Origin of the sequence: Clostridium hydrogenum, assembly GCF_021432385.1 — a bacterium.
Lineage (GTDB): Bacteria > Bacillota > Clostridia > Clostridiales > Clostridiaceae > Clostridium_S > Clostridium_S hydrogenum.
The window spans coordinates 411,144-424,398 of record NZ_JAEACT010000004.1 but is presented as its reverse complement, the minus strand read 5'-3'; the positions used below and the strand labels follow the sequence as shown (position 1 = coordinate 424,398).

11 protein-coding genes are annotated in these 13,255 nt (G+C 30.1%); 10 read left to right on the top strand and 1 reads right to left on the bottom strand.

All coding sequences use genetic code 11. The features are described 5' to 3' along the window. Positions 1–2 precede the first annotated feature (2 nt). The 4 genes from CUEA01_RS20235 (at position 3) to CUEA01_RS20220 (ending at position 5,987) form a co-directional block, all read left to right on the top strand. The gene (locus tag CUEA01_RS20235; protein WP_234123738.1) at positions 3–623 is read left to right on the top strand and encodes an O-methyltransferase; all 621 of its coding nucleotides are present in this window, start codon (positions 3–5) and stop codon (positions 621–623) included. A gap of 19 nt (positions 624–642) precedes the next feature. Further along, a complete protein-coding gene (locus CUEA01_RS20230) occupies positions 643–1,158 on the top strand; it encodes a GNAT family N-acetyltransferase (protein ID WP_234123737.1) in 516 nt (171 codons plus the stop codon). A gap of 21 nt (positions 1,159–1,179) precedes the next feature. Continuing rightward, the gene (locus tag CUEA01_RS20225) at positions 1,180–2,202 is read left to right on the top strand and encodes a phosphotransferase (RefSeq protein ID WP_234123736.1); all 1,023 of its coding nucleotides are present in this window, start codon (positions 1,180–1,182) and stop codon (positions 2,200–2,202) included. Between the two features lie 290 nt (positions 2,203–2,492). Further along, positions 2,493–5,987, top strand: a complete 3,495-nt coding sequence (locus tag CUEA01_RS20220) for an efflux RND transporter permease subunit (RefSeq protein ID WP_234123735.1) — start codon at positions 2,493–2,495, stop codon at positions 5,985–5,987. 205 nt (positions 5,988–6,192) lie between these two features. Here CUEA01_RS20220 and CUEA01_RS20215 read toward each other — a convergent pair whose 3' ends face one another. Next, positions 6,193–6,900: a YetF domain-containing protein gene (locus CUEA01_RS20215; RefSeq protein ID WP_234123734.1), complete on the bottom strand. Its 708-nt coding sequence runs from the start codon at positions 6,898–6,900 to the stop codon at positions 6,193–6,195. A gap of 367 nt (positions 6,901–7,267) precedes the next feature. Here CUEA01_RS20215 and CUEA01_RS20210 point away from each other — a divergent pair, with 367 nt between their 5' ends. From CUEA01_RS20210 to CUEA01_RS20185, 6 genes are all read left to right on the top strand, one after another. After that, positions 7,268–7,954, top strand: coding sequence for a response regulator transcription factor (locus CUEA01_RS20210; RefSeq protein ID WP_234123733.1), 687 nt, complete (start codon positions 7,268–7,270; stop codon positions 7,952–7,954). 178 nt (positions 7,955–8,132) lie between these two features. Further along, a complete protein-coding gene (locus CUEA01_RS20205; protein ID WP_234123732.1) occupies positions 8,133–9,143 on the top strand; it encodes a sensor histidine kinase in 1,011 nt (336 codons plus the stop codon). 445 nt (positions 9,144–9,588) lie between these two features. Then, positions 9,589–10,356 carry an ABC transporter ATP-binding protein gene (locus CUEA01_RS20200; RefSeq protein WP_234123731.1) on the top strand — a complete coding sequence of 256 codons (768 nt, stop codon included), beginning with the start codon at positions 9,589–9,591 and terminating at the stop codon, positions 10,354–10,356. After that, positions 10,346–11,641 carry an FtsX-like permease family protein gene (locus tag CUEA01_RS20195; protein WP_234123730.1) on the top strand — a complete coding sequence of 432 codons (1,296 nt, stop codon included), beginning with the start codon at positions 10,346–10,348 and terminating at the stop codon, positions 11,639–11,641. Before CUEA01_RS20200 ends, CUEA01_RS20195 begins: the two co-directional genes overlap by 11 nt. Before the next feature lie 144 nt (positions 11,642–11,785). After that, positions 11,786–12,286 (top strand): DUF3189 family protein, encoded by a 501-nt coding sequence (locus tag CUEA01_RS20190; protein ID WP_234123729.1) that lies wholly within the window; start codon positions 11,786–11,788, stop codon positions 12,284–12,286. A 583-nt stretch (positions 12,287–12,869) separates the two neighbouring features. Further along, complete coding sequence (locus tag CUEA01_RS20185; protein ID WP_234123728.1) at positions 12,870–13,253, top strand: BlaI/MecI/CopY family transcriptional regulator; 384 nt, start codon at positions 12,870–12,872, stop codon at positions 13,251–13,253. The last annotated feature ends 2 nt before the right edge of the window (positions 13,254–13,255 follow it).

Below are 13,255 nucleotides of genomic sequence, written 5' to 3'. Positions count from 1 at the left end.
TTATGGATAAGGTAAAAGAATATATTGATGGTTTTATTGATTTTGATAATAAACAATTGGAGGAAATCTGTAAGCAGGAAGAAAAAAGAAATGATATCAGACCATCTATAGGCTTAGAAACTGGTAGATTCTTGGGTTTATTAATTAGATCAATGCAGGCTAAAAGAGTAATGGAATTTGGTACATGTCTTGGGTATTCTACTGTTTGGATAGCACAGGCATTAAAGGAGACAGGCGGTAAGCTTACATCGATTGAGTGTGACAAGGAACTTTATGAAACTACTAAGAGAAATGTTGAATTAGCTGGATTATCAGATATTGTGGATTTAAGATTAGGTAATGCAAGTAAGATAATTAATGAGGTTGAAGGGCCTTTTGATATAATTTTGCAGGATTCCGATAAAGCTTTATATGTACCAATGTTAGAAAAATGCATAGAGTTAACCCGTAAAAATGGACTCATAATTGCTGACGATGTTCTTTTTAAGCCAATGGGAATACCAGAAGTATTTAGTGCTCCTATGGATCAATATGCTAAAAAAGTTTTCTCTGACAAGAGACTTTATACAACGATACTTCCGATAGGAGACGGGGCTTCTATAAGCACTAAAATTTGTGATTAAAATAAAATTGGAGGTTTATATGGAGAGTTTAAAATTAAAAAACAATTATGAAATTAAAATACTTGGTTTAGATAAAATAATAAGTGTTTATAACTTATGTGTAGCATGTTCAGATTATTATATATTGTCTGATGGTGTAAAGCCAACAAATGAAGATGCAAAGGAAATATTTGCAGAGTTGCCTCCCGATAAGAATTACGAAGATAAATTTGTATTTGGTGTATTCAATAATAAAGAGATGCTTGTTGGAATTGTAGATATTGTAAGAAATTTTCCAGAGGATGGAGAGTGGATGATTGGTCTAATGATACTTGAACCTAAAGAAAGAGGTAGTGGATTAGGAAAAGAAACTCATAATGCAATAGCTCAATGGTCAAAGCAGTTAGGAGCAAAAACTTTAAGAATAGGTGTAATAGAAGAAAATTATAATGGAATTAAATTTTGGACAAAGCTAGGTTATGAAGAAATTAAACAAACTGATATGGAATTTAAGTCTAAAAAGCATATTATTAAGGTTATGAGATTTAATATTTAGATGGTAAATTAGGAGAATAAAATGAAAAAAGGAATTTTGGATATAGTAGAATTAGAAAAAATAATTGAAGATAACTATGATATTGGTGAAATTAAAGAGATAAAGCCAATTTTAGAGGGAGCTTCTTCTGAGTGTTTTCACATTACTGCTGAAAGTGGAGAATATTTATTTAAAGATATAGAAATGGTATTTATGAATCATCCTGATAAAGAGCCATTAATCAATGATGTTTTACTAAAAAATGGAATTGCGGTATCAAAGTTTTATAAAACTAGGCAAGGAAAGTATTTAGGAGAATATTTTGAACATACTTTTCATTTGCAAAGTTTTATAGAAGGTAGGGTTTTAGAAATGAATACAGCTCCTCAGTGGTTTATGGAAGAAAGTGCGGTTATGCTTGGTAAAATTCATAAAGCCTTAGAGGAAATTCCACCATTAAGTGAGGGCATAGGAGAAAACTTTTTTAAATTTGTAAATGTAGATAGTGCAAAACAGTCATATAAAGAATCCTTAGAAAAAGCAATAAAAAACAAGGAAGAACAAAATATTATAGATTTAGAATATAGAATTCAATTATTAGATAAGGTAAAAGATATTAAGCTTGATATTAACAAGTTTACGTACAAGAATACTCATGGTGATTATTTTATAAGTCAAATTTTATGCGGAGAGAATTCTATTAATGCAGTAATTGATTTTACCTCTGCTTGTGTTCATCCAGCCTCGTGGGAGCTAATTAGATCATATAGTTATGCAGATTCTAAATGTGCTAATGGAGGCATAGATTTTGATAACCTCAAAAAATATATATGCAATTATATGAAATATAGTGAGCTTAATGCTTATGACATAAAAATGATGGGATATTTGTACTATTACCAGCTTGCCGTATCAGATTATTTTAGTCAGTACTATGAATCAGAAAATTCTAATAAAAATGTGCTTTGTAGATATGCCAATTGGTCTACAATGCTTTGCAGGTGGTTTGAGGAAAATATTGAGGAATTAACAAAAAGGTTGGTAAAGGAATTTTGTTGTAAATAGTGAACTTTTACATCGCTAATTTTTATTATACGTATTATGTTGGCAAAGTCTAGCATTTTCCAAATGTTTTTTGTCAACTATGGGTTGCAAGTCATAAGATTTTGTATAGTAAATTTAAAATTTTTAAATATTGGTAATATTTTTTGATTGGTAAAAAAAACTTCATAGCGGCTTATCTAAAAAGGCTTACAAATTTGTAAGCTTTTTTTAAGTATAATAAATTTAATAAATCCTCTTAAATATATAAAATTATAGATAATACAATTTTTATACGAATGGAGGATAAAATATTGAACAGATTAACTAAATTTTCTCTTAAAAATGTTTTTGTAATATTTCTTATAATAATACTCATTACAGTTGGTGGATTATATTCAGCAAAAACTATAAATATGGAATCTATGCCTAACATAAGTATACCAGTTGTAACAGCGGTAACTGTATATCCAGGAGCATCACCAGAACAGGTCGATAATGATATATCAAGTCCAATTCAAAAAGCAATTTCAGGGGCTAAGGGAATACAGGATGTAAAAACTACTTCAAATGAAAATGTATCTATTGTGGTGGCTGAATTTGATTATTCGGCGGATATGGATAAGGCAGAAAAAGATGTAGAGGATGCAGTAAATAAGGTTAAGCTTCCAGACTCTGCACAAAAACCAACAATATCAAGAATAAGCATGGGAAGTACACCTATAATGACCTACTCCATAGAAAGCAGTAAGAGTATGGATGAGTTGACAAAGTTGGTGAATGACAAAATAGAACCAAAGCTTAGTGGAATTTCTGGAGTTTCAAGCGTAGATGTTCAAGGAACTTCAAATGGGGATGTATATATAAATGTGGATAATGATAAGTTAAAGAGCAATGGGCTTACTCTCTCAGATGTAAAAACGGCACTTCAAGGTAATAATATATCTTTTCCAGCTGGAAGTGTGAATATAGGTAATAATACACTTCCTATACAAATGACTAAAAAACTTTATACCATTGATGATATAAAAGCTATGCCAATAGCAGTTCTTCCAAATCAAAATAAGGTTGTAGGTGATGCTTTTCAAAAGGTACAAGGTGGAATGAGCCAATTAGGACAAGCAGTTGGACAGTTAGCACAAGGCGAGGGACAATTAGGACAAGCTGTTGGACAAATAGGTCAGGGAGTAGGACAAATGGGCCAAATGCTTGGAGGAAATACCCAAGCTATTGCAATATTAAATCAGATGCAAAAAGCACAGTCAATGATACTTTCTGAGCAATCAATTTTAAGTAATCCAAGTTCTTCTGCTAAGGATAAAGCTTTAGCAAAGGCAACAATAACAAAAATGCAGGCAGGACTTCAGCAGGCACAAGCTCAGCTTGATACTCTTATGAGTCAGCAAGAGGCGGCAGGAAAATCATTATCTAGTGCAGCAGGAGGTTCTAAGTCTTCAGCAACAACTAGTTTACCTCAAAGTAATAATTCAAGTTTAAATTCAAGTTCCCAAAGTTCCAATAGTTCAGTAGCACAGGTTAAAGTTGTATATCTTAAAGATGTAGCAACAGTAACAAGAGGAAATTCTAATGCAACTTATTTTGTTAGATCAAATGCCAAAAATTCTGTAATAATGAATATTTATAAAACTGATGATGGCAATACTGTGGATATTGCAAAAAATGTGCAAAGTGCTCTTACCGATTTGGAAAAGTCTAATAGTGGAGTTAAGTTCAACAAAATAAGCGATTCATCAGAGGCTATTAAACAATCTGTAGATGGAATGGTTAGAGAAGGAGTTTTAGGTGCGCTTTTTGCTGTAATAGTTATAGCTTTGTTTTTGAAAAATATAAGGGCAACTGTAATAGCTGTTGTTTCAATACCGCTTTCAATACTTATAGCACTTATATTACTACCTAGCTTTGGAATAACTTTGAACATAATGTCACTTTCGGGAATGGCAGTAGCTGTAGGACGTATAGTAGATGATTCTATTGTTGTAATTGAAAATATACACAGAAGGATTATAAAGCATGATGTAGCAAAAGAAGAGGTGGTCCAGACAGCGGTAAGTGAGGTATCTTCAGCAATAACCTCATCTACAATAACAACCGTTGCAGTATTTTTACCTCTATCTATGATAAGCGGAATGGTTGGAAAAGTATTTGTTCCTTTTGCTATAACAGTTGTAATATGTATCTTAGCATCGCTTCTAGTTGCATTAACGGTAGTTCCTGTCCTTAGTAGGGTTATGATATTAAATGAGAAACCAAAACCTGAAAAAGGTGAAGGAATTGTGGTAAAGTCATACAAAAAAATATTGAATGGAGCTCTTAACCATAGAATATTAGTTGTTGCAGCTTCAATTATACTATTTGTTTTTTCGCTTTTCCTTATAAAGGGTATAGGAATTCAGTTTTTACCATCAGATACATCTAACACACTGAATGCAACAATAACTATGCCTCCAGGAACTTCAGCAGAAAAAACCAATGAAGAAGCTTTAAAGTTTGAAAAATACGTGGCAGGCAGAAGTGATGTAAAAACTATAGCAAGTACCATTGGAGACAATAGTTCAAGTTCAACCTCGGCTTTGTTTATTCAAGGGAGTAATTCTGGTAAGTTTACTATAGTACTTAAAGATGGTGTTGATTATGATAAATCAGGAAATGAAATTATAAAAAAAGCGCAACAGATGTCGAATAGTGATGCTAAATTTTCTGTTACGCCTCAAAGCTTTACAAGTATGAGTAAGGATAATGTTCAGATATTAGTAAATGGAAATAATATTAAAGATATAACTACAGCTGCTAATAAAGCAACAGATGTGCTTAAGGGCATGAGTGAATTATCTAATGTAACTAATACGCTTTCAGCTAAAAAACCAGAAATTTCTGTTTCAATAGACAGCAATAAGGCAGCAGCAGAGGGAATTTCACCCCTTCAGGCAGCAGGAATGGTTGAGGGAATGATGAACTACACGAATGTTACTACAATGCAATCAGGAAATGATAATGTAAATGTATATTTAGGATATGATAATAAGGACATTAATTCTTTGGATAAGGTTAAAGATATTCAGCTTAATGGAGCACAAGGAAGCTTTAACTTAGGTGATATAGCAGATGTCAAAGTTGATAATGGACCTGTAAGTATAACTGAACTTGATGGAAATGAGTATGCATCTGTTACAGCTGATATAAATGTAAAAGATACTGGGGCAGTATCACAAAAAGCTATGAATAAAATAGAAGCACTTAAAGGAATTCCTAGTGGAGTTACTTTTACGCAAAATGGAAGTGCTAAAAATATAAGTGATAGCTTTTCGCAGATGGGTATGGCAATCCTTGTAGCTATATTTATGGTTTATATGGTAATGGTTGTTACGTTTGGAGAACCTAAAGCACCTTTTGCAATATTGTTTTCATTACCTTTTGCGGCTATAGGAGCAATATTTGCATTATTTATAACAAGGCAGCCTTTAGGAATTCCAGGACTTATAGGAATGCTTATGCTTATAGGTATAGTTGTTACTAATGCAATAGTTCTTTTAGATAGGGTGCAGAGCAATAGAAAGAAAGGTATGAAGGTTAGAGATGCCTTATTAGAAGCAGGTTCTATAAGAATTAGACCTATATTTATGACAGCAATAGCAACAGTAATGGCACTCACTCCACTTGCCGCAGGTTTTTCAGATGGAGCTGTAATTTCACAAGGGCTTGGCATAGTTGTTATTGGAGGACTTGTTGTATCTACAGTACTTACACTTATAATAGTTCCTGTAATGTATAGTGTTTTGGAAAGAGATTAATTTACAGAGATTAAAGAAAACTAAATTTTAATTGTAAAACAGCAGGTTTAATTGTAATCTGCTGTTTTGCTGCTAAAAGTACACCCAAAACGGACAAACACATATTAAATGTAAAATTATTAAAGTTTATTTAGGTTTAATATAAAATAATAAACGTTTGTAAATAGTAAGGTGTGTCTAAGGAAATTTTAAAAATATTAATCTTTTATAGTTTACCTTGAGAATTTAATAAATTATTTTTAGTAACTATTTGTAACTGTTCATCAGATGTGAATCCTGCAAATATTACATCTTGTAGATCATTCACTTTTTTTAAATGTAGTTGAGCCTTTAACCACTCACTATCCTTTCCTGCTAATTTCAAATTTGTTTCTATAATTCTTCCATTAACAATCAAATTTAAAATTAAACCTTTATATGGTGTAGATATATTTAAGTCTTTAGGGGTTGCTGCATTATAGGGTGACTTTTTTAATACACTTAATTCTCCATCGACTTCTAACAATGCAAATTCCACCTCCGATAAATTAAACACATCTTTTTTGCGGAGTTGCATTAGTAAATTGTCAATATTATATCTTGCTTTTTTTAAATTTAAATCATTTACAATTCCATTTTTTATTAAAATTAAAGGTTCACCAACAGTAAGTCTTCGATGTGACAAGCTTTTCGTATTTATATATGAAATAATCATTGGAACAATAATCCAAGTTAATAGACCAACAATACCATTATAGATACTTACATTTTCATTAACACTTGCTGTACCAGCTATCGCTCCAATTGTAATTCCTGATATATAATCATAGTAAGTTATTTCGGATAAATGTTTTTTTCCAGTTATTTTAATAAGTATAAAAAGTACTATAAATATGATTAAAGAGTTATAAAGTGCTGTTATAGATATACTCATAGATATTTATTACCTCCAATTTTTCACTGTAAAATAAATATTATAAATATTATATCCTTCTTGAAGATAACGATTCGTTATTTCAAATATATCTATAGATAGCATAAAACTTAAAGTTTTAGTTGCAATTTTAAGTTGTTTAAACATATACTGAAGTTTATAATATAAAGAAAAAACAATTTAAATCTCAGTATTATAAATTACGTGATTATTTCCATAAGGTGTAGATTAAAGCTATGCACAGTTCGAAGTGGAGGAAAGTTGTCAACGATAGATAAAAGTATTAAAGCAAGGGGAGGTGAAAAATCCTGATTTTTGGATAGTATTAGATGTATAAGTTTGGCTAATATTTAGAAATCAGAAAGCTATGTACAAAATTTTAGTAGTAGAGGATGATAAAAAACTTTATGAATTTACAAAAGAATATCTTGAAAGATATAACTATGAAGTTTTTGGCATAGAAAATTTTAAAAAAATAGAGGAAGAATTTGAGGAAGTAAAACCGGATATTGTGCTTCTTGATATTAATTTGCCTTACTATGATGGGTTTAATTTGTGCAGAATATTTAGAAGAAAGTCAAAAGCACCAATAATATTTATGTCTGCTAGAAGCAGTGAAGTCGAGCAGATAAGAGGGCTTGAAATTGGGGCAGATGATTACATAACAAAACCATTTAGTCTGGAATTATTACTTGCAAAGGTTCAGGCATCCATTAGAAGAGTGTATGGTGAGTATTCAGAAGAAAACCTTGAGATTTTTAGCGTTAACGGTATAACTATAGATAAAAATACTTTTAAAATGACATATGGGAATAAGGTAGTTGAGCTTACTAAAAATGAATTTAAATTAATAAGTAAGCTATTAAAAAACACGGAAAAGGTGGTTACTAGGGAAGAACTTTTAGAGGAACTTTGGGATGAATCCTCCTTTGTAGATGATAATACACTTACGGTAAATGTTACAAGGGTAAAAAATAAATTAAGTGAAATAGGAATAGAGAATGCTGTAAAGAATAAACGTGGTGTTGGATATTACATAACTTTTGAGAAATAAATATTATATTAGGCATTATATTTCTCAATTTGAGCTTATTAAAGGGTAACTGTACCGAAACTTAAGTCATACATGTTTCAAAACGCCATGGTCTGGGCATTATGAAACATGTATAACTTAATAGTTGAGTCGGTAAACCTATATTTTATTTAAAATGCCTTAAGTTAGGAGTTTTTAAATGTATAAGAAAGTTTTTAAAAACTTTTTAAAGGAAAATATTTTCTATAGTATAAGTTTTTTTTTTAGTGCAGGAATAGTATTATTTTATTTTTATGTTTCAATGGATATAACGGATTTTTTTTATCCAATTCTTCTTACTCTTTCAGTATACCTTATATTTATAGGTACTCAGTGGTTTAAGTATTACAGGTTTAATATCAATTTGACTAGAGGTATAGAAAATGAGTACTATAATCTTGAAGCAGTAACCCCAGAACAAAAGATGGCTGAACAAGTTATATTTAAAATGCATAAAAATTATGCTGAGAAAATTAGCAAAATAGATTATAAAAATTCAGATATAAAATACTTTATTTCTCAATGGATTCATAATATGAAAACGCCTGTTTCTGTAATAAACTTAATAATTCAGAGAGAAAAAAATAATATAGATGAGGAAACCATAAAAAACCTTGATGAGGAAAATTACAAAATAAAAAATGGACTAGAGCAAGTTCTTAATATAATAAGGTTAGACCAATTTTCAAGGGACTATGAACCAGAGGTGGTTGACCTTGTAAGTCTCATTAAGTCAATAATAAATTCAAGAAAAAATCAATTTATATATGCAAATGTGTTCCCTAAAATTGAATTTATTAAGGATAAAGTTTTAGTGCTTACGGATAAAAAATGGAGTGCCTTTGTGATAGATCAGGTGGTGTCAAATTCAATAAAGTATTCTAAGAAGAATGAAAAAGGATATGTTTATTTTAATATAGTTCAGTATATGGATAAAACTCATTTGATAATAAGAGATGAGGGAGTTGGCATACCTAAGTATGACTTAAAGAGAGTTTTTGAGCCGTTTTTTACAGGTGAGAATGGAAGAAAATTTGAAAGCTCCACGGGAATAGGACTTTACATGTGTAAAAAAATAGCAGATAATCTTGGACATGAAATATCTATTGAATCTGAGGTTGGTAAAGGCACAGCTATTAAGATTACATATATATCTAAAGTTGATTTTTGATTAAAGCTTACAAAAACGTAAGTGAATATTAATATAAAAAGATTTTTAATGTATACGGAGTTTTTTATAATATTTATATAGAGGACTACTTGAAATTTGAAAATTGCAAATTCTAAGGTTATCCTGACAAATTACAATTTAACACAGAGTACGGAGTACAGAGTACAGAGTACAACGAAGGACGATTTTTCTCCGCGAGCGTAGAAAAATCTGAAAAATTATTTTCTTTATTGCCGCGTAATCGCGCCATATATGGTGCTCAGCGAAGCTGACAACATTAAGTTTAAGATTTACCTGAGAGAATCGAAAGGTAAATCATCATTCACTGTACTCTGTACTCTGTCATCTGTACTCTGCTCTTCAAATTGTAATTTATAAGGATGCACTTGGTATTAATAATTTGGATATTTTAACTGGTATATCCATATAAAAGGGGGTGTAAGTTTTGTATGTACTTCAGGCAGAAAATATAACAAAGGTTTATGGTGGCAAGTTTGAGATTAATTCAAATAATGCGTTAAATGGCATAAGTTTGAATATTGAAGAAGGCGAGTTTACCGGAATTATGGGACCGTCAGGAAGTGGAAAGACAACCCTTTTGAATATATTAAGTGGATTAGATGAGGCAACTCTTGGAAAAGTTAAAATAATGGGTAAGGATATAGCAAGCTTTACAAAAGACGATATAGCTATTTTTAGGAGGGAAAACTTGGGCATAATATCTCAAGATTTTGATTTGCTTGAAGATTTGACTTTGGAGGAAAATGCCATATTGCCTTTATTTATAAAAGATGATATTGATGAAAAAGGCATAAAGGATAAAGTCCAGGAACTTTTTAGATTCTTTAATATATGGGAACAAAAAGATAAATATCCTCACAATGTATCTGGTGGACAGCAGCAAAGAGCAGCTGCCTGCAGGGCACTAATTACAAATCCTAAAATCATAATGGCAGATGAACCCACTGGAAATTTGGATTCAAGGGCTTCTACAAAGTTTATGAAGTATATGCAGATGATAAATGAAAATAAAAATACAACTATAATGATGGTTACACATGATTCTTATGCAGCAAGTTTTTGCAAAAGAGTTCTTTTTATAAAGGATGGAAAAGTGTATACGGAAATTTATAGAAAGGAAGGAGGAAAGGAATTTTTTAATAGAATATTGGATTGTCTTGCTATAATCGGTGGTGAAATAGATGAAATATAAAAATGTTTTATTTAAGAGTTTGAAAATTAATTTTTTTGGATATATAAGTTTTATTTTGTCTTCAAGCTTTGCAATAATGATAAATTTCATATATTCTACAGTAATATTAAACAAGTACATTTTAAAGAATAATGAAAGTACCCTTATAAAGTATGTTGTTAATTTTTCTGTTGTATATATAATGGTAAGCATATGCATATTTATCGTATACTCGTATGATAATTATATGAAATGGAGAACTAAGGAATTTACTACGCTCATTTTACTTGGAACAACAAGGAAAGAGTTAAAAAGGTTACTTTTGATAGAAAGTTTTATTTTGCTAAGCTCGGCACTTATTTTAGGCACATGCTTTGGTATGGTATTTTCTAAAATATTTTTTCTTTCTATAATGAAATTGTGTGGAGTTAAAAATATTCCTTTTGAAATTACATATAAAAATTATCTTAATATTGCAGTATTATTTTTACTAATATATTCAGTAATGCTTTATAAAATATGTAGAATTTTTAAGTTTCTCAATGTTAAAGATATATTAAAGTATAAAAATAAACCAATGATTCTAAAAGGCAACAATAGAGGGCTAAAATCTTTAGTAATAACGATAATAGCATGTGTAATTTATAAAAAGATATCAATAAATATTCCTAAAAGCATGGAGCTTTATGTTACAAATATTTTTATAAGTATGATCGTAGCATATCTAGTTTTTACGCCGTTTGTAATGTTTATAAATATAGTATTAAAAAAATTTAAATTTAAAATTTATATACAAATAAAGAGTATGAAAAGTATTTTGTGTACAAGTAGAAAACTTACATTTTTATTGTCCTTTTTAAGTTTTATGCTTATAGAGTATATTAGAATTAACTACAAGTATAATTTACAATATAAAACTATGGGAAGTTTATTTGTAAGCAGCAAATTTAATTTTATAGTTTTTATATACTTTTTTACTATGGTTTTGTGTTTTATTATTTTTTCAACTATAATTTTTTACAAAATATCTTTTGGCATACCTATGATGAAAAAATTATATAATACATTATTAAAAACAGGAATTACTGAAAATGAATTTAAAAAGCTCATTAAATTTAATTTACATGCAGCTTTTGGGGAACCATTTATATTAAGCTTATTTATGAGCGCAGTGTATATAGAAATTTCTAATGTACTATTAAAATTTTCCTTGGGAACAGTACTCATATATTTAGTGTATTTTTTTGTACTTATTGTTGGATATTTTGCAGCTAAAAGAAAATGTGAAGATGAAATTTTTAAATAAGGCTATGTTTCAAATAAGTGTGAAAATCAACAATTATTTAAAACATAGCCTTATTTAAAAATGTCGGAAGCTTGATTTAGTATGAATAATTTTTTTTATTGGTAAAATACTATCTATATGAATTAAATAAAGTGGGTGAAATATATGATAGTTGTTTACCATGACGTTGGAGGAGCACATTCAACAGCAGCAGCAGCCAATATACATATAAACAGATTGCCAATAGATAGAGTTGCAACTGAAGAAGAATTGTTAAATGTGCCTACCTTCGACAAAGTTACAAAGGCGGATATGGGACACCTTATTTATATTGGTGAAGATGAATTGAAAAACAAAGTATATACATTAGGACGACAATATAAGCCTAATTTAGTTATACCGGCAGTTAAAGATATGTATTCTATTGTAGAGCCGAATAAGGATGAACTTGTTTTAGTTGATACTATGCCAGCTGTAAATTTACTTATGAAAATTGGCGGCTTTAGTTCTAGAAGGTTACACTTGGTTAGTTTTGGAAGACCTATTGTAACTAAGGGAACGCAGCAGGCGTATATGGACATCGTTAATATAGTTAAGGGAGTTAAAAATAGCCTTAAAAATCAGAATTATGGAAATGTTAAGCCGATGTTTCCACATGCTCAATAATTAAACATTGCGAACCTTTTTCCAGAGTACAGCTGACAGAGTACAGAGTACAGTGAAGGATGTTTTTCTTCCGCTTTGCTACAGAAAATCTTAAAACTTAGTTTTTGATTGCTTACGCAATTGTAGTATTTCTTGTTTTTATCTTAAAATTCCGTAGGCACGCTAATATTTTTGATTAATTTATATCTTTGAAATGGAACACTAAAAATTAATAATATAGGTTCAAGAATCTTAATGGGCTTACGCCCAAGCCTCTGGTATGTGTTCTTACATTTAAAATCACTATAATTGTGAAGTAAGAGCGTTTTGGAACGATTTAAATAACAGCTTATAAATCTTAGAGGAATATTCTTAAAAGACTTAGAACTTTCAATTTGTTTGAACGATAGTGAGTTATTGAAAGTTCTTAGGATTTTGAGAATATTCCCCTTAGATTTATTGATGCTATTTAATGTTCCAGAATGCTCTTACTTCACAATAAATTTGTTGACAAGTATGAATTACAGTTGTAATATGTAGTTATGAATTACAATTGTAATATATAAAATAGATTCTAGAATTTATATTTATGGAGAGTGATATCATGTCTATATTGCCGCAGATATCTGATGCTGAGTGGAATGTAATGAATGTCGTGTGGGAAAATGAAAAATGTACAGCAAACAAAATTGTTGATGTTTTATCAGAAACAACCACATGTAGTCCAAAAACAATCAAAACTATGATAAATAGGCTGGTTAAAAAAGGAGCACTTTCTTATGAGGTAGATGCCAAAGATAAAAAAACTTATCATTATTTTTCAAAGGTGTCGGAAGATGAATGTGTTAGAGAGGCTAGCAACTCATTTGTGAAGCGAGTTTTTAAAGGCTCACTAAACGCTATGATGGTTAATTTTGTTAAAGATGCAGAACTTACAGAAGAAGATATAAAAGAATTAAAAAATATTCTTGATAAAAAGAAGGGGTAAGG